We start from the raw sequence: 23,104 nt of genomic DNA on the forward strand, positions 1-23,104 counted from the left end.
GGTTCGCACCCCGCGACCCCTCCTAATTGCTACCCGACGGCGGCCCAGATACCTGGCGCCAGGTTGCTGGGCCGCCGTCGGGTAGTAGTTAGGGGGGTCACCATGGGCGGGTGATGGCGCGAGCCACGGCGCCGAGGCAGGCCAAGCAGATGACGGCAAGACCGGCCAGCGACAGGCTGTAGGAGAGCACGGGCAGCAGGGCGGCGAGCACCGTCGGCAGCAAGAACCCGGAGTAGGCGAGGCAGTAGTAAACCCCGGTGATGCCGGCGAGCTCGTGCGGTGAGGCGATGGCCTGGACGATGATGAGTCCGGAGACCACACAGATTCCGTAGGCGACACCGAGCACGATCGCCACGATGAACGCAAGGATCGGGTCCGCCAGAAGTGCGGCCACCGCCCCGAGCCCCATCCCCACGGTCATCAGCCCGAGTCCGACGACGAGTGCCCGCCCGCCGGTCAGTCGGTTGATCCACGGCACGATATTCTGCACCAACGCACCGGCTCCGAGCGTGACGACGGTGAGCACCGTGGCGTACAGGGTCGTCCACTCCCCCAGCTCCCGCTGCACGATCGCCGGCATCACGGCATAGGCGACCCCGGCGGCACCGAACACCCAGGGCGCCGCCGGCACGATCAGTCGCAGGAACGTCCGATGTGCGACGAGCGGAACGCGCAGACCGAGCCACCAATGCCCGTCTGCCCGTTGGTCGCGCGGCATCGATTCCGGCGCGAAGACCACCAGGATCAGGGAGGCGAAGTTGAGCACTCCGTGCACGGCGTAGGGCACGACTTCGGGCACCGGACCCCATTGGGCCAGGCATCCGGTGACCGCCGCACCCATGGCAAACCCCAAGGTCAGCGTCAGTGAAGGACGCCGGGCACCGGCTGTGATTCCAGCTGTGTGATCGAACGGCGGGGCCGAGAGTTCTTTGATCCAGCTCGTGCCCACCGACATCGCCACCCCGACGCCGATCCCCGCGAGCACCCGGCCCAGGCAGAGCAGCCAGAACAGATCGAAACCGAGCCCGAGGCCCAGGCTGCCGACGATTGCGGCGAGCGATCCGGCGATGAGGACCGGTTTGCGACCGTGCCGATCCGACAGCGCCGAGGCGACCAACAGTCCCGGAATGAGTCCGCCCACGTACATCCCCAGCAGCAGATTCGCCTGCCAGATGGCGTAGCCGCCGTCCTCCTCATACATATGCACGAGCGGGGTGAAATGATTGCCTCCCCACGCGAGAAGGAACATTGCCGGAGCCACCCGCAGCCAAGAATGCCGGCGCGGCGCGGAACCGCCTCGACGCCGGGAGGGCGCGCCATCCGCAACGGACGCGGCGGTCGCGGCGAACCCGGCAGTGGTCGAGTTCGGTGGGACCGCCTCGGCGAGGATGGGGTCAATTGTGTCAGTGGAGGTGTGGGGTGTCATATTCGCAGATCGTGGTCGTCGGGGAAATGGGAGCGCTCGATGTGGTCGTGGACGAGGCGGGAGAAGCCGGTGACGTCGCCGGACTCGGCGCGAGAGGTCAGATCTGCGTGTTCGGACAGCAGCGTCTCGAGGGTGTGCGGCGCCTCGATGGCGACCTGGTAGGTCAACCGCGCCAGCCGGGGGCCCATCGTCGTCAGCAGCTCATCGACGATGCCGTTGTCGCTGCTGCGGATGAGTCGGGCATGGAAAGCGTAGTCGACGCTGGCGAAGCCGAGCGGGTCATCGGATTCGAGTGCCGCCCTCTGGTGGTCGAGCAGGGCCCGCAAGTCAGCGGCGAGCGCTGTGAGGTCGCCACCGTCAGCCAGAGCTTGGACGGCGTCGATCTCGAACATTGACCGGACGGCCAGCAGGTCGCGGCGCTCCTTGGCCGTCACCGTGGTCACGAGTGCGCCCTTCTTCGGCACGAGTCGGACGAGGCGCCAGCGTTCGAGCTGGAGCATCGCCTCCCTGGCAGGGGTCCGACTGGCTTTGTGAGCCTCGGCGAGGTCGGCTTCGATGAGGAGTTCGCCGGATTCGTAGCGGCCCTCGATGATCTCCCGGGCCGCCCATGCAGCCATCCGGGCAGCGATCGGCGAGGTGTCGGTAGTGCGTTGCCATGGGAGCGTCAGCAGTTCGTTCACGGCACCACCCTAACAGATGCATACATTGATAGATGCATCATATCCTGGCTCAGAACTACTTGACGGCGGCCCAGCAACCTCGCGCGAGGTTGCTGGGCCGCCGTCAGGTAGTAATTCAGGGTGGGGAGGGCACCTGGCCGGTGGTGAGCAGGTGGGTGAGAACGTCAGTGACGGTGACGACGGAGTGGCGTCCGTCGCCGCGTTCGACGAGCGCCAGTTGGGTGCCCTCATCCCGCATCGCTTCGAAGGCGCGGACCACGGTCATCGATCGCGGCAAGACAGTGACCGGACGGACCGCCTCGGCGATGGGAGCATCCTCGGCGAGCCCCAGCACATCCCTGACATGCACCACATGACTCAGCGGGCCGTCAGCCTCGGTGCGCACGAGGATGCGACGATGTCGGTCGCGGCGCGAGATCTCCCGCACCTCACCCGCGGTCGCTGCCGGGCCGACGGCCGTCGGTTCCCGACGGCCGGCCACGAGCTCGTCAAGACTCAGCCGGGTGAGGTCGAGGGCTCCGAGCAGAGCCGCCGAGGACTCCTTCTCCAGGGTTCCCGCCTGCGCCGAATGCTGCAGCAGCTGCCGCAGATCCTCCGGCGTGTGCGCCTGATCGACCTCGTCGACGGGTTCGACCTTGACCAGGCGCAGGCACGCATTCGCCGCGTTGTTGAGCACGTGCAGCAGCGGGCGGGTGAGGAACATGAAGGCCCGCATCGGCAGAGCCAGCATGATCGCCGAGCGCTCCGGATGCGCCACCGCCCACGACTTCGGCGCCATCTCACCGACGACGAGGTGGAGGAAAGTGACGATGATGAGGGCGAGGACGAAGCCGACGATGTCCGCGATCCACAGCGGCAGGCCCAGTGCCTCGGCGACCGGGGTGATCCAGTGATGGACGGCCGGTTTCGTGATCGCCCCGAGCGCCAGGGTGCAGGCCGTGATGCCCAGTTGCGACCCCGCCAGCAGCACCGACAGCTCGGTCGAGCTGCGCAGGGCGGCTCGGGCGGACCGACTGTCCGCGGCTGCGTCTTCGAGACGGTGCCGTTTGGCGGCGATGAGCGCGAATTCGACGGCGACGAAGAAAGCGCTGAGGCCGATGATGGCGATCGTGATCGCTGTGATGATCCAGGGATTGCTCATCGTTCCACCTCGATTCCGATCCGCAGCCGCGAGGGCACATGCGTGGCCACCTCGATGACGTCGATGACGAGATGCTCGGTCTCCAGGGTGTCGTTTCCGCCGAGGTCGGCGGGATCGATCGGCAGCTCGACCGAGACCCGGTCACCGGCCTCGGGGAATCCGCGGAGGTGTTCGATGACGAGTCCCGACAGGGTCTGCGCCGAGGTGGCCGGCAGTTCGCGCTGAATGACGCGGGCCACCTCGTCGAGGGGAACGATTCCGGGCGCCGTCCAGGTGCGGTCACCGGTCTCGACGAGTTCTTCGAGGATGTGGTCGTGTTCGTCGGCGATGTCACCGACGAGTTCCTCGCCGAGGTCCTCCATCGTCAGGATTCCGGCGAAGCCGCCGTATTCATCGACGACGAAGGCCATCTGCTCCCGGCGCTTCAGCAGCGTCGCCACCGCATCCGGAAGTGGCAGGGATTCCGGCACGAAGACCGGGTCACGCAGGAAGGAACGGATCCCGGAGACGGTGTCGGTGGGGCCCGGCGCCGCCTCGGTGACGGTGTCGGCGGGGCTCGGTGCCGCCTCGGCGAGGACATCGAGGAGGTCGATAGTGCCGATCACCTGATCGTCGACATCGAGGACGGGGTAGCGGGAGTGGCCGCGGCTCATCAAGTCGCGCACCTCGTCCAGGGGCGTGTCGATGTCGATGACGTCGACGCGTGAGCGCGGCACCATGGCGTGGGCGACGCTCTGCTGTGGGAAGTCGAGGATGCGGTCGAGTATGAGCGAATCGTCGTCGACGATCTCGCCGCCCTCACGGGATTCGGCGACGATGTGTTTGAGGTCGCGCCGGGTGGCGGAGTGGTCGACGTCGTGGACCGGTTCGATCCCGAGGACGCGCAGCAGGGCGTTCGAGGCCTTGTCGAAGATCGTGATGAGCCAGCCGAACAGGGCCAGATAGATCGCGGTCGAGCGGGCGAGCCAGGTGGCGAGCGCCTCGGGGCGGGCGATGGCGAGGTTCTTCGGGAACAGCTCGCCGAAGAGCATCTGGATGAGCGTCGAGACGAGCAGGGCGAGGACGGTGCCGATGAGGATGCCGGTGCCGGCAGGGATCGGGGTACCGCCGAGTGCCTCGCCGACGGCCGTGCCGATGAGCGGTTCGGCCACGTAGCCGACGAGCAGGCCGGTGACGGTGATGCCCAGCTGTGCTCCGGAGAGCATGAAGGAGGTGCGGCGGGTGATGAACAGGGCCCGGTCTGCGGCGCGATCACCAGCGGCGGAACGGGCGGCGAGGCGGGAGCGGTCGACGGCCATGTACGCGAATTCCTGCGCCACGAAGTAGCCGGTGGCCACCGTGATGAGAAGGACGACGAGGAGGCCTGCGAGCAGCGAGAGCAGCCAGGTCAACGGCGACCACCTGCCCGCGCGCTCGATGCTCGCAGAGCGTCTGCCCGCGCGCTATTGAATTGTTCTGAGGTGCGAAGTGTGATGTCCCAGCCGGGACTTCGATAGTCGTCCATGGTCCTTCCGAAAGTGTCTACGTGGGCGGCTGGACACAATTATCCTGGCCCCGGCTGGCAGAACGCTGAAACTGCACCCCCTGACTATTGCTACCCGACGGCGGCCCAGCAACCTCGCGCTGGAGTGGTCCCCGAAAGTTGGACTGTGATCAACACAAACCAACTTGAAGGGACTACTCCATGCGCAAGGACTGTCTGATCACCAACGTCCAAGCCCGTGCCGCGATCGAACTGTTCGACCACGGCTACGGATACGCTGCGACAGCCACGAAGCTCGACGTCCACAAACCCACACTCAAACTCCTCCACGACCGGTGGTTAGTGCGTGGAACAATATCGGTCATGGAACCCCACCAGCCCCGGCGCATACCAGCAGAGCAGAAGATCGCGACCGCGAAGCGATACCTCGACGGTGAACACAAAGTCGAACTCGCCAAGGAACTCGGCCTGGCATCATCGCGACCGATCCTCGACTGGGTCAAGGAATACCGAGACAAGGGCGAGGACGCTTTCACCCCACGCAAAGCATCGGGGAAGGGCAAAACAGCTCGCATGCGCGCGATCGATCACGGGCAGGACCCGGATGCCGACCCGGCACCGTCGAAGCCGGATGTGATGGCGAAGAAGACTCGGGTCGAGGACATCAGCCTGGCCGAGTACCGGCAGTTACAAGACCGGCTGCTGCGGGCGGAAGCGGAGAACGCGTACTTAAAAAAACTGAAGGCCTTGAGGCAGAACGGGCAGCTGTAAAAGCACGCATTGTTGCCAGTCTCAAGGCGGACTACCCACTGTCACTGCTGCTGAGCATTGCGGGGTTGGCGCGGTCGACGTTTTTCTATCACCAGAAACGCTTCGGTCAGAGACCTGACCCGTATGTGCAGGTGAGGGCCCGGATCCGGGAGATCTTCACCGACAGCAACGAACGCTACGGGCACCGCAAGATTATGACTGTCTTGGTCAAAGAGGGCCTGTCGATTGCGAAGAAGACCGTGCTGCGGTTGATGCAGGACATGGGGATCAAGACCAAGGTGCGCCGGAAGCGGTACAACTCCCACCGCGGCACGGTCGGCCGTGTGGCTGGCAATGTCCTCAACCGGGACTTCACTGCTGAGGAACCGAATGAGAAATGGGTCTCTGACGTCACGGAATTCGCTGTGGCGGATCAGAAACTGTATCTGTCACCGGTCATTGATCTCTTCGATACCAGTGTGGTGTCGTACTCGATGTCGACGTCACCGAACACGGCGTTGACGAACGAGTCACTGATCAGGGCATGCCAGGGGCTTCGGCCGGGTCAGGCACCGTTGGTGCACACGGACCAGGGGTTTCAGTACCAGCACGTGTCGTGGGCGGCGATCTTGGCCGAGTATGGTGCACGCCCGTCGATGTCGCGGAAGGGAAATTGTTGGGATAACGCGGTCGCGGAGAACTTCTTCGGGCAATTGAAGTCTGAAATGTTCTATCTGCAGAAGTTCGACACTGTCGAGGACCTCAAGACCGCGATCGATGAGTACATTCACTGGTATAACTTTGAGAGGATCTCGACACGACTTGGCGGTCTTGCTCCGATGGAGTATCGGACCAAGACCGCCAATGCCACAGAGGCCGTAACCGCTCTATGCTGACCCCACAGCAGTCCAACTATTGGGGACCACTCCACGCCAGGTTGCTGGGCCGCCGTCGGGTAGCAATAGTCAGGGGGTGAAGCGGTAGCCCATGCCCATCTGCGTGTGCAGATACTGTGGTCGGGCGGGGTCGGCCTCGAGCTTCTGCCGCAGCTGGGACATGTAGACCCGCAGGTAGCCGCGCTCCCCCGCATACTCGGGACCCCACACCTCGGTGAGCAGGGTGGTCGCATCGACGAGCGCACCCCTGTGCTTGGCGAAGACGCTGAGCATGTTCCATTCGATCGGCGTGAGGTGCACCTCGGCGCCTTCAACGTGAAGGACGTGGGCGGCGAGGTCGATGACGACCCGACCGTCACCGGTGGCCACGACACTCGAATCGGCCGCCACGCCTGAGCGCCGCTCGATCGCACGCAGACGGGCCAGCACCTCACCGAGCGAGAATGGCTTCGTCACGTAGTCATCGGCCCCGGCGTCGAGGGCGGCGATCTTACCGTGCGCGTCGTGGCGGGCCGAGATGACGACGATGGGCACCTGGCTCCACCGACGCACCTGCATGATGAGTTCGATCCCGTCGATGTCGGGCAGACCGAGGTCGAGGATGATGACGTCGACGGCCGCCTCGGCGAGCGCCTCGTTCATCTGTCGCCCGCTGGCGGCGATCGTGACCTCGTGGCCTTTCCCACGCAGTCCCACGCTCACGGCACGAGCGATGTCGGTGTCGTCTTCGACGATGAGCACGTGCTTCATGCGGCTCCCTCCCTGCCCGGCATCACTGAACCCTACTCACTCGTCGTTCCCGATGCCACGGGTGCCCCGCCTCGGCGCGGAATCGTCAGCACAGCGGTGAACCCGCCGCCAGGGGTCGGCTCGGCGCTCAGCTCGATTCCCATCGCCCGGCACAGGCCCAATGCGACCGCCATGCCCAGTCCGAGCCCCTTCGTGTTGAACTCGTTGAGCCTGGTGAACGGGTTGAAGATGCTCTCAAGCGCCTCCGCCCCCACCCCGGGACCGGAGTCGGCGATGCGCAGGTGCACCGCGCCGGTGCCTGTGGAGGAGTCGATCGTGATCGGGGCCCCTTCGCCGTATTTCACGGAGTTCTCGATGATGTTGACCAGCACGCGTTCGACGAGCCCCGCATCGACGTCGACCCAGGTCTCGGGGTCGACGTCGACAGTGATCCGCGGCTGCCCATCGCTGTCGCCGTCACCGGCCGCGGACCCGCGCGACTGAACCTCGTCGAGTTCTTCCAGCGCCGAGGCGACGACATCGGCCACGAGCACCGGTGCCGTTGAGATCGTCACCGCCCCGGATTGGATGCGGCTCATGTCGAGGAGGTTGTCGATGAGCTTCTCGAGGCGCTGGGCCCCGTGCTCGATGGTCGTGAGCATGAGCTTCTGGTCGGATTCCGAGAGCTCGATCTCGTCGAGCAGCAGCGTCGACGTCGCCGTGGTGATCGCGCCCAGCGGCGTGCGCAGATCGTGGGAGACCGCGGTGAGCAGGGCGGTGCGCACGGCGTTGCCGGCCGACAGTTCTTTGGCCTCGGTGCGGCTGCGCTGCAGGGCCGATTCCGTGAGTACCCGCAGAAGCCTGCCCGCATAGGCGTCGAGGATCCGCTGCTCGCCGGCGCTGAGCGGTCGGCCCTTCAGCGCCAGCGAGGCGTCCTCGTCGAGGTCGATGACCTCGCTCGCTACTGCCCGTGATGCGATCGGTTCCCCCGCCGAGGCGGCCGCCACGTCCGCGCCGCCCGCGCGGTCGGCGCGGACGAATAGGGTGACCCCGTCGAGGGCGAAGCTCGTGCAGATGCCGGCGACCATCGACTCGGGGCTGTCTCCCTCGGCCATCATCGATCCCGCGAGCTCGCTGAGCACACCTGCCTCGTGCTCGGCGGCTTGGGCCTGCCGGGTGCGGCGTGCGGCCAGGTCGACGACCGTGGCCACGGCCACGGCGACCGCGACGAAGATGACGAGCGCGAGGATGTTCTCGAACTGTCGCACCGTCAGCGAGTTCACTGGATGGGTGAAGAAGAAATTGATGAGCCCGGCCCCGAATACGGCCGTCATCACCGCCGGCCACAGTCCGCCGATGAGCGCGACGAGCACGACGACGGTGATATAGGCGAGGAAGTTCATGCTCAGCGAGGTCGACCCGGGGCCGAGCCCGACGAACAGGGTCGTGAGCAGCAGCGGGGCGAGTGCGCCGACGACCCAGCCGAGGATGCGGCGAACCTGCGAGAGCGGATTCTCCCGGGTTCGTTCCCGATCCACCTGCCAGAACTTGGCTGCCTGGGCGTGGGTGACCATGTGCACGTCGATGTCGGCGGCAGCGCTGATCACGCGGTTGGCCACGCCGGGGCCGAACACGCGCCGGTACCACGGGGTGCGCGAGACTCCGAGGACGATCTGCGAGGCGTTGAGGGTGCGGGCGAACTCGATGAGGGCCTTGGCGACATCGTCTCCGACCACGGTGTGCCAGACGGCGTTGTTCGCCTCGGCGAGTTCGCGAGCGGAGAGCAGGTGCGGGGCGCCCGAACGGCGGGTGCCGTCGGGTTCGATGACGTGGACGACGTGGAGTTCGCGGCCGGCGATCCGGCCGGCGATGCGCAGTCCGCGCCGGATGAGCGTCGTCGATTCCGGTCCGCCGGTGACGGCGACGAGGATCCGGTCGCGCGCAGCCCAGGTGGCGCGGATGCCCTTTTCATCGCGGTACTTCTCGAGTCCTTCGTCGACCCGGTCGGCCAGCCACAACAAGGCGAGTTCGCGCAGCGCGGTGAGGTTGCCGAGCCGAAAGTAGTTCGACATCGCGGCGTCGACCTTCTCCGCCGCGTAGATCCGACCGTCGACCAGGCGGGTCCGCAGGGCGGCGGGGCTGATGTCGATGAGTTCGACCTCGTCGGCGGCGCGGAGAAACGGGTCGGGCACGCGTTCAGCCTGGTTGCGGCCGATGATCGCACCGACGACGTCACCGAGCGATTCGAGGTGCTGGATGTTCACCGTCGTGAACACGTCGATGCCGGCAGCGAGGATCGTCTCGACGTCCTCCCACCGTTTCGTTCGGGTCTCAGCCCCGCCCGGCACATTCGTATGAGCGAGCTCGTCGATGATGACGAGTTCGGGCGCCCGCGCAAGCACCCCCTCGGTGTCGAGTTCGTGAAACGTCCGTCCCCGGTAGTCGACCGGGCGGCGGTCGATCGTCTCGAATCCCTCGGCGAGTGACCGGGTGAAGGCACGTCCGTGGTCCTCGACGATGCCGATGACGACGTCGCGGCCGTTGCCTGCTGCAGTGGCCGCGGCCTCGAGCATCGCGACGGTCTTGCCGACCCCGGGCGCATAGCCGAGGAAGACCGTGAGCGTGCCCCGCCGAGGTGAGCCCATCAGCGTCCGCCGGTCGATGTGGTCGATGCGTGTGTGGACTCTCCGTCGTTCGTCTCCACGTGCGCAGACGAACCGTTCGCGAGGTCGTTGTTGAGGGTGACGACGTTGACGTGAGGCTCACCGATGAAGCCGAGCACCGGGTCCTGGGTGTTCGCCTCGACCATCTCGGCCACGTCCTTCCTGCTCAGTCCCGTCTCCCGCGCGACGCGGGGGACCTGGAGTCGAGCATACTCAGGGCTGATGTCCGGATCGAGACCAGACGCAGAGGCTGTCAGGGCATCCGCAGGAATGCTCGCCGGGTCGACGCGCTCGCGGCTCGCGATCCGGGAGCGGCGGTCGGCGATCTGTGTGAGGAGTTCGGGACTGTTCGCTGCGAGGTTCGTCGCTCCGGAGGCCAGTCCGTCATAGTCATCAGCCGACGGCCGGGGGAAGAACCATTCGTCTCCGGTCACGGGTTGAGCGAGGTGGGCGTTGCCGACGACCTCGCCGGCGCTGTTGCGGATCGACGCTTCTTGGGCGGGCATGAGGCGGCCGATCGCGACCATCATCAACGGGTACGCGAGGCCGAGAACGAGCGTGAGCACGAGGAGCATGCGCGCCCCGGTGAGGATCTGGCGGCCGAAGATGGGGAGCATGATGGTTGTCCTTTCGAGGTGAACAGTTCAGAGCAGCGGGGCGATGACTGAGTCGATGAGTTTGATGCCGATGAACGGGACGATGAGCCCGCCGAGGCCGAAGACGAGAAGGTTCATCCGCAGCAGCGACGAGGCCGTCCGCGCCCGGAACCTGACCCCGCGCAGCGCGACAGGGATGAGGGCGAGAATGATGAGGGCGTTGAAGATCACCGCGGACAGGATCGCCGAGGCGGGGCTGTGCAGACCCATGATGTTGAGCGCCCCGAGCCCGGGGAAGGCAAGGAGGAACATCGCCGGGATGATCGCGAAGTACTTCGCGACGTCGTTGGCGATCGAGAACGTCGTCAGCGCTCCGCGGGTGATGAGCAGCTGCTTGCCGATTCCGACGATGTCGATGAGCTTCGTGGGATCCGAATCGAGGTCGACGAGGTTGCCGGCCTCCTTCGCCGCGGTCGTTCCCGTATTCATCGCGACCCCGACATCGGCCTGGGCAAGCGCGGGTGCGTCATTCGTCCCGTCCCCGGTCATTGCAACCATCCGGCCCCCGGCCTGCTCGGTCTTGATGAGGGCGAGCTTGTCTTCCGGGGTCGCCTCGGCGAGGAAATCATCGACACCGGCCTCACGGGCGATCGCCCGGGCTGTGAGTTCGTTGTCGCCGGTGATCATCACCGTCCGGATCCCCATCTCCCGCAGGGTTGCGAATCGTTCGGCCATGCCCGGTTTGACGATGTCGCGGAGGTCGATGACGCCGAGCACCTGTGCTGTGGATTCGACCGCCTCGGCGACGAGCAGTGCGGTGCCGCCCCCTGTGTTGATGCGTTCGACCTCGGCGGTCGCGGCTTCGGGGATCTCGGCGTCGCGGTCGCGCGCCCACGAGATGACCTCCTTCGCCGCGCCCTTGACGACGGTGCGGGTGCCCGAGCCGACAGGGAGGACGATTCCGGACAGGCGGGTCGTCGCGGAGAACGGAATGAACTCGGCCTCCGGGTAGGCCTCGAGGCCCACGGCGTCGATGCGGAACTCCGCCTCGGCGAGGGTGACGACGGACCGACCCTCGGGGGTGTCATCGGCCAAGGAGGACAGCCGGGCCGCCTCGGCGATCTGCGCGGGTGTGTTCGACCCCAAGGGAATGAAATCGGTGGCCTGCCGGTCGCCCATCGTGATCGTGCCGGTCTTGTCGAGCAGAAGTGTGGACACGTCACCGGCGGCCTCGACGGCCCTGCCGGACTTCGCGAGCACATTCGCCGCGACCAGCCGGTCCATGCCGGCTATGCCGATCGCCGAGAGCAGTGCGCCGATCGTCGTCGGGATGAGGCAGACGAGGAGCGCGATGAGCACGGTCAGCGGCTGCTGGGCGCCGGAGAATGCAGCGATCGGGGCGAGGCTGGCCACGACGAGGATGAAGATGACGGTGAGCACGGAGAGGAAGACGCCGAGGGCCACCTCGTTGGGGGTCTTCTGCCGGTTCGCGCCCTCGACCATCGAGATCATCCGGTCGAGGAAGCTCTCGCCGGGGCTCGCGGTCACGGTCACGGTGATCGAGTCGGAGAGCACCTTCGTCCCGCCCGTGACGGCGCATCGGTCACCGCCGGCCTCACGGATGACGGGCGCGGACTCGCCGGTGATGGCAGATTCATCGACGGTGGCCGCACCCTCGATGACGTCACCGTCGCCGGGGATCGTCTCGCCTGCGGTGACGAGCACCAAGTCCCCGGCCCGAAGCTGTGAGGCGGGCACGGTTTCGGCCTCCCCGCCCGGCAGAACGCGGGTTGCGTCGACGCTGACCCGGCTGGCCCGCAGGGAGTCGGCCTGAGCCTTGCCCCGTCCCTCGGCGAGTGCCTCGGCGGCGTTGGCGAAGACGACGGTCAGCCATAGCCAGATGCTGATCGCCCAGGTGAAACGGGTCGGGTCGATGATGGCGAGGATGAGGGTGATGGCGGCGCCGATCTCGACGAGGAACATCACGGGGTTACGCCAGGCGGTGCGCGGGTCGAGTTTCTTCAGCCCAAGCAGGCTCGCCTGAAGGAGGGCGGTGGCAGTGATGGTTCTCATCTCACATGAGTCCTTCGTTGATCGGTCCCAGTGCGAGCACGGGGAGGAAGGTGAGGGCGCTGATGACGAAGCCGATGCCGACGACGACCCCGACGAACAGGGGGCGGTGGGTGGGCAGGGTGCCCGGGCTCGCCTCGGCGGGGGTCTGTTCGGCCAACGCCCCGGCGAGCGCGAGGACGGCACCGATCGGCACGAGGCGGCCGAGCAGCATGCCGGTCGCCAGGGCGATGTTGAAGAACGGGGTGTCCGCGTCAAGGCCGGCGAACGCGGAGCCGTTGTTGTTCGCCGCCGAGGTGAAGGCGTAGAGGATCTCGGACAGGGCGTGCGGGTTGAGTCCGGTGGCGGTCTGGGTTGATGGGTCCGTGACGTTGCCGCCGGATTGGATCGCCGAGGTGGTGTTGAGGACCGAATCGAGCGTGCCCGGCCACAGCGTGGCCACGGCGGTGCCGATCAGGGCGAGGGCCGGGGAGACCAGGATGAAGGTGCTCGCCAGTGTGATCTCGGTCCGGCCGATGCGTTTGCCGAGGAACTCCGGGGTGCGGCCGACCATGAGCCCGCAGACGAAGACGGCGATGATCGCGACGATGAGCATGCCGTAGAGGCCGGAGCCGACGCCGCCGGGAGCGATCTCGCCGATCATCATGTTGAGCATGAGCACCGCTCCGCCGAGGCCCGAGTAGCTCGAGTGGGCCGAGTCGATCGCTCCCGTCGAAGTCAGCGTCGTGGCCACGGCGAAGAAGGCCGAAGGAATGATGCCGAATCGGGTCTCGCGTCCTTCCATCGCCGCACCTGCGGCCTGGGAGGCAGGGGTGGCTGTCGTCGTTTCGAGGGCGATGACGGCGGCCAGTGAGAGGACGAAGAAGGTGGCCATGGCCGCGAGGATCGCCCACCCATGTTTGCGGCTGCCGACCATGATGCCGAAGGTGCGCGGCAGTGCCGAGGGGATGAGCAGGATGAGGAAGACGTTCGCGAGGTTGACCAGGGCGCTCGGTGCCGAGAGCGGGTGGGCCGAGTTCGCGTTGAAGAATCCGCCGCCGTTCGTGCCCAGGTGTTTGATGACCTCCTGACTGGCGTCGGGTCCGCCGGGGATGGTCTGGGTCGACTGGGCACCTCCGGTGACGGTGTGGACGACCTGGTCGGGGGTGAGATTGTCGATGACGCCGAGGCCGATGTAGATGATCGCGAAGATCATTGAGATCGGGAGCAGGATGCGCAGGGTGGCACGGGTGAGGTCGACCCAGAAGTTGCCGATGAACAGGGAGGTCGAGCGCATGAGGCCGCGGATGAGGGCGACGGCCACGGCGATGCCGACGGCGGCGGAGACGAAGTTCTGGACGGCGAGGCCGGCCATCTGGGCGAGGAAGCCCATCGTCGTCTCACCGGCGTAGGACTGCCAGTTCGTGTTCGTGGCGAAGGAGACCGCGGTGTTGACTGCTTGGTCGACGGGGACGGCAGGGTGCCCGTTGGACAGCGGGAGGAGGTGTTGGAGACGAAGCAGGCCGAAGAGGACGACGAGGGAGACAGCCGTGAACCCGAGGACCGAGAGGAAGTAGGTCCTCCACCGCTGTTCTGAGGAGGAGTCGACGCCGGTGAGGCGGTAGAGGACGGACTCGACGCGAGCATCCTTCTCCGAGAGGAATACTCGGGCCATGTAAGTGCCGAGCGGAACATGGGCCGCGGCAAGAAGCGCGAGGACGAGCAGAACTTGTGTGATCCCGGTGAACCAACTCATGGCCTGCTCTCCCGGTTCAGGCGGGACTGGGGGCACGAGCGGACCTGGCGCGTACCGGACTCGGGGCACAGGCCATCAGCCGGCCGCCTCGGCGATGTAGTGAGTGACATGAGTCCATCTCACCGCTGTGCGAACCGATCGGAGGGTGATCTTAACGCGGTCTTGACACCTCCCAACACAACCCCAACACCCCTCCTTGCTACCCGACGGCGGCCCAGCAACCTCGCGCGAGGTTGCTGGGCCGCCGTCGGGTAGCAATTATTCGACGAGTTTGCCTTCTTGGCTGATTTCGCCGGTGTGCATGAGTGCTGCGACATCCGGCGAGACCGCGGGGATCGACTCGCGGACGACTCCGGCGGACGGAGACCAGACCAGATTGACCTGCAGCCCCGGATCCATCTCGGGAAAGTCGCTGCGGTTGTGACAGCCGCGGGTCTCCCGGCGCTCCAGCGCGCATTCGAGGGTGGCCCGGGCGGCAAGCACCGACGAGCGCAGGTCGAAGGCATGGGAGAGGTCGGCGAACCCGGCGATGTCCGGGTGGATGCCGACGTCCGCCATCCGCTCCTCGATGCCGGCGAGCTTCTCCAACCCGGCCACCAGACCGGCCTCGTCGCGGACGACTCCGGCGTGCTCGGTCATGAGGTTGCGGACCTCGCGCTGCAAGGCTCGCACGTTCTCCCTGCCCTCAGCCTCCAGCAGCTCGGAGATCTCAGACCTCGCCTCGGCAACCGCGGCATGCGACCGCACCTGCGCCTCCAACGAATCGGAGTACGCGACGGCGGAACGGCCGACGATGCGGCCGAAGACGAGGAGCTCGATGAGCGAGTTCCCGCCCAACCGGTTCGCCCCGTGCAGACCGGACGAGGCCTCGCCGATAGCCCACAGACCCTCGACGTCGGTGCTGTGATCGACCGGGTCGACCCACACCCCGCCCATCGAGTAATGCGCGGTCGGGGCGATCTCGATCGGCGAGGCCGTGATGTCGAGCATCTGCGTCTCCATGAGCGTCTGGAACACCCTGGGCAGCCGGTTCATGATGGTCTCGCGCGGCAGGTGGGACACGTCGAGCCAGACACCGCCGTTCTCGGTGCCGCGGCCCTCTGCGATCTCCGTATAGGCGGCCAGTGCCACCCTGTCACGGGTCGAGAGTTCCATCCGCTGCGGGTCGTAGCGTTCCATGAACCGCTCCCCCAGACCATTGCGCAGGATGCCGCCCTCGCCGCGGGCCGCCTCGGAGACGAGCGTGCCGGCGGCGTTCTCAGGTTCGATGATGCCCGAAGGGTGGAACTGGACGAGCTCGGCATCGCGCAGTCGGGCCCCGGCCTCGACGGCCAGGCGGAAGGAGTCACCGGTGTTCTCGTCCCGGCGTGATGAAGTGCGTCGCCAGATCCGGTTGTGTCCGCCGGCGGCGAGGATGACGGCATCGGCGTGGATCCGGTACCCAGTGCCGTCGATGACGTCGAAGCCATAGGCACCGAAGATACGACCGTCGGCAACGAGCAGCTTCGTGATGTAGACCCGGTCGAGGATCGGGATGTCTAAGGCTTCGGCGCGACGAATGAGGGTGCGCTGGATTTCCAGCCCCGTGTAGTCGCCGGCGAAAGCGGTGCGACGCCAGGTGTGGGCGCCGAAGAAGCGCTGAGAGATCCGACCGTCGTCCTCCTTCGCGAAGTCCATTCCATATCGCTCCAGGTCAGCGATGCCTTCAGCTGCTCCCTGGGTGACGATTTCGACGGTGCGGGGGTTGGCGAGGTCATAGGATTCCTTGATCGTGTCGGCCGCGTGCTGCTGCCAGGTATCGTCCGGGTCCATCGTCGCCAGGGCCGCGTTGATGCCGCCGGCGGCCAGCGAGGTGTGCGCGTCCTCTTTCGGTCGTTTGCCGACGGCGAGGACGTCAGCGCCGGCTTCGGCGACCTCGATCGCGGCCCGCAGACCCGATCCGCCGGTTCCGATGACCAGCACCGAGGTGGAGATGGAGTGTTCTTTTCGGCGGGATCCGCCCTGTGTGGTGTTCATGGAATCCACTATGGAACCGGCCATCCCATACGTCCAATGCATTGTTTGAGTCAAGTCGATAGATATATGCTATTGGTATGCCTGACCTGCACGGAGACCGATCATGAACCTCGAACAGCTGAGAAGCTTCGCCGAGGTGGCCGCCACCGGCCATTTCACGAAAGCCGCCGCGACGCTCCACTTGGCCCAGCCTTCATTGTCGAGGCAGATCTCGACTCTGGAGAGGGAGCTCGGGGCCGAGCTCTTCCACCGCGCGCACGGACACATCACACTCACTGACGCCGGCCAGACCCTGCTGCCGACGGCGAAACGGATGCTCGCCGACGCCGAGGCGGTCCGCCGTGACATGGATGAGCTGGCCGGTCTGCGGCGCGGCCGCGTCCGACTGGGTGCGACCCCGACCCTGTGCGTGAGCCTCGTGGCCGAGGCGATCAGCCGGTTCCACACCGCCCATCCCGGCGTCGAACTCGAGCTCGTCGAGAAAGGCTCCCGAGAGCTCATCGAGGCCCTAGCCGGCGGCGAGCTCGACCTCGCGCTCATCACCCGCACCTTCAACCTCGCCCCGCAGATGCCCCGACTGAGTCTGCGCGGGATCCTCGCCGAGGATCTCGTCGTCATCGCCGCCGCCGGTTCCGATCTGCTCACCGCGGATCGTGCAATGACCGATGGGATCACCCTCGCCGAGGTAGCCGACCGTCCCCAGGTCCTGTTCCATCACGGCTACGACCTCAGGGAGGCGACCTCGGCGGCGTTCGACTCCGCCGGCCTGAGGCCCCGAGTCGTCGTCGAAGGAGTGGAGATGGATGCGGCTCTGCGCTTCGTCGAACGCGGCCTCGGGGTCGCGATCGTCCCGGCCATGGTCCTCGTCGACCGACCTCTGCTGAAATCGGTGCCGTTGGTCAACCCACGGCTGCCGCGCACGGTCAGCCTCGCCAAGCGCGCGGACGTGCGGGCGACGAGGGCCGCCTCGGCGATGGAGTCGACGGTCCTGTCCACCGCCCGCACCCTCACCGAGGTCGAACCCGGCCTCACCGACTACGTGCGGGTACTCGAGTGAGTGGTTCCCCGCTCAGCGCACAGGCGCGCCGACACAGCACCGAACCTCAGAACCAGGCGTCGGCGAGCAGATGCAGCGACCGGCGCTGCACCTCGGGGTCGTACGCGTAGGTGACGGTGATGAGTTCGTCGGCGCCGGTGCGCTGCACGAATTCGGCCATCTGCGCGGTCGCGGTATCCGGTGAGCCGACGGCGCTGATTGACAGCATCGGACTCGTCGCGCCCTGTGCGGCGATCTCGGCCGGGTCGACCGGGGCCTGCAGATTGCGGCGGCGACCGGAACGCATGTCATTGAACATCTGCTGGACCGAGGTGAACTGGCGGGCCGCCTCGGCGTCGGTGTCGGCGATCATGACGTTGATCCCGGCCATCACATAGGGCTCGTCGATCTGCGCGGTCGGGGCATCGGTGGTGAATGAGTCGCGGTAGGTCTTAATTGCGATGTCGATCTGGTCGGGCGCGAAATGCGAGGCCAGAGAGAACGGCAGGCCCAGCTGACCGGCGATCGAGGCGCCGTTCATCGTCGAGCCGAGCACCCAGATGGGCACATCCATCCCCGCCGAGACCGCAGACTTGATCGGCATGGTGTGCGCCTGCCCGCTGTCCCCGAACCATCCCTGCATGTCGTAGATGTTCTGGGCGAAGTCCTGCGGTTCGGCCGAGGATCGGGCGAGCGCCTGCGCGGTCATCCCATCGGTGCCGGGTGCGCGCCCGAGGCCCAAGTCGATGCGCGGCCCATGGATGTTCGCGAGCGTTCCGTACTGTTCGGCGACTATGAGCGGGGCATGGTTGGGCAGCATGACTCCGCCGGATCCGACCCGGATCTTCTCCGTCACCGAGGCGGCCTGTGAGATGAGCAGGGCCGTGGCGCTGGCGGCCAGGCCCATCGTATTGTGGTGCTCGGCGAACCACAGGCGCTTATATCCCAGCTCGTCGGCCAGTTTCGCCGAGGTCATCGATTCGGCGATGGCATCGCGAGCGGTGGATCCTTCCCGGATGGAGACGAGATCGAGGATGTTCAACGGGACGGACAAAGCGGAAGGCTCCTTCGGTGGGCGTGCTGTGAGACCGCAGAACGCAGTCGCAGACATTCAGTCACCTGAGGCAACAGTCCGGGCAGACGGTTCTATTCCTGGGCAGACGGTCACAGTCGACGCCAAGAGGTTCAGTTCGAAGGCGTCCGGCGGATAGTCTTACCCAACCGGACTCACCCGATGCCGGACTCCCCGATCAAGGAGAGATCATGAGCACCTCGGCACAGCGCCGAACCGGACGACTTCTCACCGGTGCCGCGATGTCACTGGCTGTGGTCCTCTCCGCCTGTTCGTCGAATTCAGGCTCCGGAGAATCCGACGGTCGGGATGGCTCAGAGTCGGGAGCCGCCTCGGCGAGGTCTGATTCCGGGTCATCCGCCGCCCGGTCCACGTCGTCGTCGGCACCGGGTGCGGGCTCTCCCGAGGTCGTCGCCACCGGGCTCGAAGCCCCGTGGTCGATCGCCTTCTTTGGGCAGACCATGTTGGTCAGCGAACGCGATTCGGGTCGCATCCTTGAAGTCTCCGCAGGCAGGGATGTTCGTGAGGTCGGGCAGATCGAAGATGCCTCGGCCTCGGGCGAAGCGGGTTTGCATGGTCTTGCTGTCGACGATGACCGTCTCTATGCTTTCTTCGCTGCTGGGACGGAGAATCGGATCGTGCGATTCGACATCCTCGGCGAGGCCGGGGAGCTGTCATTGAGTGAGGAGGAGACGATCCTCGACGGACTGCCGACCGCGAACTTCCACAACGGCGGACGGCTGGCCTTCGGACCCGACGGTCTGCTCTATGCCACGCTCGGTGACACAGGCGATCGCGACAGCGCGCAGGACGAGAAGGCGCTGTCGGGAAAGATTCTGCGCATGACGCCTGACGGCGACATACCTGCGGATAATCCGTTCGGCGATTCGCTCGTCTTCAGCATGGGACACCGGAACCCGCAGGGCATCGGCTGGGACGATGAGGGCACGATGTATGCCTCGGAGTTCGGGCAGGACACGTGGGATGAGCTCAACGTCATCGACGCCGGCGGGAATTACGGATGGCCCGAAGTCGAGGGCATCGCCGAGGACAGCGGGCCTGCAGATGACGGCGGCTCTGGTGACGGGTCCGGTGACTTCATCGATCCGGTGCAGCAGTGGTCTCCCGACGAAGCGAGCCCCAGCGGACTGGCCGTCACCGACGAGAGCATCCTCATCGCCGGTCTGCGCGGTGAGCGTCTGCACCAGGTGCCGCTCGACGACCTCTCCGCTTCCAACGAACTCTGGGCCGGAGAGCACGGCCGGCTGCGCGATGTGGTTGAGGCACCGAACGGTTCGCTGCTCGTGCTGACGAACAATACCGACGGCCGCGGAGAACCCGGCCCGGACGACGACCGTCTCCTGCGCTTCACGCCCTGACGGCGGCGGCCTGCCCGCCATGGACCGAATGCACCGAGGCCCCGAACGCTCACCGCGTTCGGGGCCTCGTGCAAACAGGGCTGTTTGGGAGTTCTCGCTCAGTTGTCCTTGGTCCCGGGCAGCCCCTGGGACTTGCGGCGCATGAGCAGGACGACGATGACGATGATGGCCAGGCCGCCCACGGAAAGCAGCACGATCATGGGGGTCGACATTCCGGAATCGCTGCCGGTGGACTCGCCGATCTCGCCGCGGTCTTCGGTGTCCTTGCCCGGCTCGTCGACGACTCCGCCGCCGAGTCCGGCCTTCGTCGACTCTCCGGACGACTCCTTGACCTCACCGCCGGCGCCTTCGGCGTCCTTGATCGCAAACGAGTAGTCACCGGAGATCGGGTGACCGTCCTGCGACACCACACGCCAGGTGACCTTGTAGTCGCCGGGCTTGAGATCATCGGGCAGAGCCACGCTGAGCTTCTTGCCCTCGACGGTCAGCTCACCCGCGGAGACGTCCTTGCCATCGACGACGACCTTGACCTCGGAGCCGACTTCCTGGATGTCGCCGGAGAAGTTCATCTCGAGCCATTTGGGCTGCTGATCGAGTTCGGCACCGTCCTCGGGATTCGACGACACCAGCTGATCATGCGCACTGGCGGCGGGGGCGAACGCGAAGACGCTCATCGCAGCCACCAGCAGGGCGGCGAAGCCCAGCCTGAGAGCGGACCAGTTCTGTCGAGTCATGAGACGAGTCATGAGAGTTTCTCCTTCGAGGGGTACCTGCGATATCGGTCGTGTCAGCAAGCTTGTGCCTACCAGTATCACTGAGTTTTCGCGGCCAGCGCGCGCAGACGATCCGTGATTCCCGGCACGGACACTTCAATTGTCTCAAGAGTTTCTTCGAAATCCTTGAATTCCCCGTACCAGGGATCCTCGACGTCGGGGGCGGGGATGTCGTCCCTCGCCGAGGCGGCGCCGGCCCTCCCGGGGGCCGCCGAGGTCCCATCGGCTCCCGCACCTTCGTTCGCCCCGACCACCCGGGGATCGAATTCGCGCAGCATCCGCAGCTCCGGGGCCGCCTCGGCGGGAAGACCTGCGATCATCCGCTCCAGGGCACGATAGTGGCGGGCGGTCATCGCCACCGCCAGGTCACGTTCGGCCAACCATGCGGGCGTGATCTGCCGCGCGACATGATCGTCAGTGCGGTAACCGGCGGAAGCGAGCACACGAGCCTGACGAGGGTCGATGGGGTTGCCGGCCTCCTCGTCGCTGATCCCGGCGGAGTCGACGACCGCCTCGGCGCCGGTGTCGGCCAGATGATGTAAGAGCACACGTTCGGCGGTGACGGACCGGCAGATGTTGCCGGTGCACACGAAAACGACGGACGCCAGACTCATTCGTTCCTCCTCGGGCAGGGCGTGCGGGGCTCTGATCACGATACTGTGGGGCCATGACTTCTGAAACCTCACAGACCTCGATCAGGCCTCAGGACGACCTGTACCAGCACATCAACGGCGAGTGGATCGACTCGTTCACGATCCCCGATGACCGTGCCGGCGACGGAGCCATGCGTGAGCTCTTCGACACCGCCGAGACCAAGGTCCGCGACATCATCACCGCCGTGACCGACACCCCGCAGGAACCCGGCTCCGAAGGGCAGAAGGTCGCCGACCTGTTCACCTCGTTCATGGACGTCGAGCGCATCAACGAGCTCGGCGTCGCCCCGCTGACCTCGACGTTCGCAGCCATCGACGCTGCCGAGGACAAGTCCGAACTCGCAGCGGCCCTCGCCCGCCTGGAGACCGAAGGCATCGGCGGAGTCCTCGGCGGGTACGTCACCGCCGATGCGAAGGACTCCGACGTCTACGCCCTCTACCTCGTCCAGGCCGGCATCTCCCTGCCCGACGAGGACTACTACTTCAACGACGACCATGCCGAGGTGCGCGCGAAGTTCCTCGCCCACGTGCAGAAAGTTGCGGCCCTGGCCGGACTCGGTGAGAAGTCCGGGATTACTGATACCGAGGTGGCCGCCAAGGTGATGGCGTTCGAGACCGCACTCGCCCGCCACCATTGGGACCGTGTGGCCTGCCGCGACGCGGAGAAGACGTACAACAAGTACTCGATCTCCGAGCTGCGCGACCTCGGCCCCGAATTCGACTTCGACTCTTACCTCGGCATCCTCACCGCCGATGCGACCGACTTGAAGTACCTCGTGGTCTCTCAGCCTTCGTTCGTCACGGGAATGGCGAAGGTGTGGGCGGAGACCGACATCGAGACGATCAAGACGTGGCTGCGCTTCGTCGTCGTCTCCGACACCGCTTCGCTGCTCTCGGATGAGTTCGTCGAGGAGAACTTCGACTTCAACTCCCGCACGCTGTCGGGCACCCCTGCCCTGCGGGAGCGCTGGAAGCGCGGAGTCAGCCTCGTCGAGGGCTACCTCGGTGAGGCCGTGGGCAAGCTCTACGTCGCCGCCGAGTTCCCACCGTCGTCCAAGGATGCGATCGATCACCTCGTGGGCATGCTCATCAAGGCCTATGACAAGTCGATCCGCGAACTCGACTGGATGAGTGACGAGACGAAGGAGCGGGCGCTGGTCAAGCTTTCGAAGTTCACTCCGAAGGTCGGCTACCCGGACGTGTGGCGGGAGTACCCGGCCGCGATCGACGCCTCCGACCTGGTCGGGAACGTGCGTCGCTGCTCGCAGGCCGAGCATGTGCGGCAGGTGAAGCGGATCGGCGGACCCATCGACCGCACGGAATGGCTGATGACCCCGCAGACGGTCAACGCCTACTACCACCCGGTGATGAACGAGATCGTCTTCCCGGCAGCGATCCTCCAGCCGCCGTTCTTCGACGCCGACGGTGACGTGGCCGCGAATTTCGGAGCGATCGGCGCGGTCATCGGCCACGAGATCGGTCACGGCTTCGACGACCAGGGCTCCCGCTATGACGGCGACGGCAACCTCGTCGACTGGTGGACCGAATCGGATCGGACCCTGTTCGAGGAGCGCACGAAGGCGCTGATCGCCCAGTTCGAGGAGCTGGTGCCTGCCGGCCTGGAGCCGAACCAGCACGTCAACGGGGCGCTGACGGTCGGTGAGAACATCGGTGACCTCGGTGGCCTGTCGATCGGGTGGAAGGCCCTTGAACTCGAGCTCGGCGAACGGGCGGGCACCCCCGGTGTGCCGGTGGCGCCGTCGGCCGAGCAGGCGAAGGCGTTCTTCGAGGCGTGGGCGAAGGCGTGGCGGTCGAAGATGCGCACCGAGGAGCGTGTGCGCCGGCTTTCGATCGATCCGCATTCGCCGGAGGAGTTCCGCTGCAACCAGGTCGTTAAGAACATGACTGCATTCCACGACACCTACGGCGTGACGGAGACCGACGGCATGTACCTCGCCCCCGAATCCCGAGTCACCATCTGGTAATTGCTACCTGACGGCGGCCCA

The 23,104-nt window shown here is 66.1% G+C and carries 18 protein-coding genes; 5 read left to right on the forward strand and 13 right to left on the reverse strand.

The window, feature by feature from the left end:
• Positions 1 to 97 precede the first annotated feature (97 nt).
• The 4 genes from BLU88_RS00375 to BLU88_RS00390 all read right to left on the reverse strand — a co-directional run bounded on the left by BLU88_RS00375 (position 98) and on the right by BLU88_RS00390 (position 4,638).
• The gene (locus BLU88_RS00375) at positions 98 to 1,426 is read right to left on the reverse strand and encodes an MFS transporter (RefSeq protein ID WP_231939507.1); all 1,329 of its coding nucleotides are present in this window, start codon (positions 1,424 to 1,426) and stop codon (positions 98 to 100) included.
• Positions 1,423 to 2,106, reverse strand: coding sequence for a GntR family transcriptional regulator (locus BLU88_RS00380; protein WP_092009025.1), 684 nt, complete (start codon positions 2,104 to 2,106; stop codon positions 1,423 to 1,425). The genes BLU88_RS00375 and BLU88_RS00380 overlap by 4 nt, the downstream gene beginning before the upstream one ends.
• A gap of 115 nt (positions 2,107 to 2,221) precedes the next feature.
• Complete coding sequence (locus tag BLU88_RS00385) at positions 2,222 to 3,247, reverse strand: CNNM domain-containing protein (RefSeq protein ID WP_092009026.1); 1,026 nt, start codon at positions 3,245 to 3,247, stop codon at positions 2,222 to 2,224.
• Positions 3,244 to 4,638 (reverse strand): hemolysin family protein, encoded by a 1,395-nt coding sequence (locus BLU88_RS00390; RefSeq protein WP_092009027.1) that lies wholly within the window; start codon positions 4,636 to 4,638, stop codon positions 3,244 to 3,246. Before BLU88_RS00390 ends, BLU88_RS00385 begins: the two co-directional genes overlap by 4 nt.
• A 293-nt stretch (positions 4,639 to 4,931) precedes the next feature.
• Here BLU88_RS00390 and BLU88_RS00395 point away from each other — a divergent pair, with 293 nt between their 5' ends.
• Both BLU88_RS00395 and BLU88_RS00400 read left to right on the forward strand, forming a co-directional pair.
• A complete protein-coding gene (locus tag BLU88_RS00395) occupies positions 4,932 to 5,501 on the forward strand; it encodes a helix-turn-helix domain-containing protein (protein WP_092009028.1) in 570 nt (189 codons plus the stop codon).
• Positions 5,502 to 5,509: 8 nt separating this feature from the next.
• On the forward strand, positions 5,510 to 6,376 hold the full coding sequence (locus tag BLU88_RS00400) for an IS3 family transposase (RefSeq protein WP_231939705.1): 867 nt from the start codon (positions 5,510 to 5,512) through the stop codon (positions 6,374 to 6,376).
• A 69-nt stretch (positions 6,377 to 6,445) separates the two neighbouring features.
• Here BLU88_RS00400 and BLU88_RS00405 read toward each other — a convergent pair whose 3' ends face one another.
• From BLU88_RS00405 to BLU88_RS00430, 6 genes are all read right to left on the reverse strand, one after another.
• Positions 6,446 to 7,126: a response regulator gene (locus tag BLU88_RS00405; RefSeq protein ID WP_092009031.1), complete on the reverse strand. Its 681-nt coding sequence runs from the start codon at positions 7,124 to 7,126 to the stop codon at positions 6,446 to 6,448.
• Positions 7,127 to 7,158: 32 nt separating this feature from the next.
• A complete protein-coding gene (locus tag BLU88_RS00410) occupies positions 7,159 to 9,750 on the reverse strand; it encodes a DUF4118 domain-containing protein (protein ID WP_092009032.1) in 2,592 nt (863 codons plus the stop codon).
• Complete coding sequence (locus BLU88_RS00415) at positions 9,750 to 10,385, reverse strand: potassium-transporting ATPase subunit C (RefSeq protein WP_167356840.1); 636 nt, start codon at positions 10,383 to 10,385, stop codon at positions 9,750 to 9,752. Before BLU88_RS00415 ends, BLU88_RS00410 begins: the two co-directional genes overlap by 1 nt.
• Positions 10,386 to 10,412: 27 nt before the next feature.
• A complete protein-coding gene (kdpB, locus tag BLU88_RS00420) occupies positions 10,413 to 12,437 on the reverse strand; it encodes a potassium-transporting ATPase subunit KdpB (RefSeq protein WP_092009033.1) in 2,025 nt (674 codons plus the stop codon).
• Position 12,438: 1 nt separating this feature from the next.
• Positions 12,439 to 14,169 carry a potassium-transporting ATPase subunit KdpA gene (gene kdpA / locus BLU88_RS00425; RefSeq protein ID WP_092009034.1) on the reverse strand — a complete coding sequence of 577 codons (1,731 nt, stop codon included), beginning with the start codon at positions 14,167 to 14,169 and terminating at the stop codon, positions 12,439 to 12,441.
• 258 nt (positions 14,170 to 14,427) lie between these two features.
• Positions 14,428 to 16,185 (reverse strand): FAD-binding protein, encoded by a 1,758-nt coding sequence (locus tag BLU88_RS00430; protein WP_092009035.1) that lies wholly within the window; start codon positions 16,183 to 16,185, stop codon positions 14,428 to 14,430.
• Positions 16,186 to 16,288: 103 nt separating this feature from the next.
• On the opposite strand from BLU88_RS00430, the gene BLU88_RS00435 reads away from it, so the two are divergent.
• Positions 16,289 to 17,242, forward strand: a complete 954-nt coding sequence (locus BLU88_RS00435; protein ID WP_092009036.1) for a LysR family transcriptional regulator — start codon at positions 16,289 to 16,291, stop codon at positions 17,240 to 17,242.
• 46 nt (positions 17,243 to 17,288) lie between these two features.
• Here BLU88_RS00435 and BLU88_RS00440 read toward each other — a convergent pair whose 3' ends face one another.
• Positions 17,289 to 18,332 carry an LLM class flavin-dependent oxidoreductase gene (locus tag BLU88_RS00440; RefSeq protein ID WP_407922840.1) on the reverse strand — a complete coding sequence of 348 codons (1,044 nt, stop codon included), beginning with the start codon at positions 18,330 to 18,332 and terminating at the stop codon, positions 17,289 to 17,291.
• Positions 18,333 to 18,484: 152 nt separating this feature from the next.
• Here BLU88_RS00440 and BLU88_RS00445 point away from each other — a divergent pair, with 152 nt between their 5' ends.
• Positions 18,485 to 19,672, forward strand: coding sequence for a PQQ-dependent sugar dehydrogenase (locus tag BLU88_RS00445; RefSeq protein WP_092009038.1), 1,188 nt, complete (start codon positions 18,485 to 18,487; stop codon positions 19,670 to 19,672).
• A gap of 98 nt (positions 19,673 to 19,770) precedes the next feature.
• Here BLU88_RS00445 and BLU88_RS00450 read toward each other — a convergent pair whose 3' ends face one another.
• The gene (locus tag BLU88_RS00450; RefSeq protein ID WP_231939508.1) at positions 19,771 to 20,418 is read right to left on the reverse strand and encodes a copper resistance CopC family protein; all 648 of its coding nucleotides are present in this window, start codon (positions 20,416 to 20,418) and stop codon (positions 19,771 to 19,773) included.
• Positions 20,419 to 20,483: 65 nt separating this feature from the next.
• Entirely contained in the window at positions 20,484 to 21,059 is a 576-nt protein-coding gene (locus BLU88_RS00455) for a low molecular weight protein-tyrosine-phosphatase (RefSeq protein WP_092009040.1), read from the reverse strand.
• A gap of 53 nt (positions 21,060 to 21,112) precedes the next feature.
• On the opposite strand from BLU88_RS00455, the gene BLU88_RS00460 reads away from it, so the two are divergent.
• Positions 21,113 to 23,083, forward strand: coding sequence for a M13 family metallopeptidase (locus tag BLU88_RS00460; RefSeq protein WP_092009042.1), 1,971 nt, complete (start codon positions 21,113 to 21,115; stop codon positions 23,081 to 23,083).
• Positions 23,084 to 23,104 lie beyond the last annotated feature (21 nt).

This window comes from Brevibacterium siliguriense (genome assembly GCF_900105315.1).
Lineage (GTDB): Bacteria > Actinomycetota > Actinomycetes > Actinomycetales > Brevibacteriaceae > Brevibacterium > Brevibacterium siliguriense.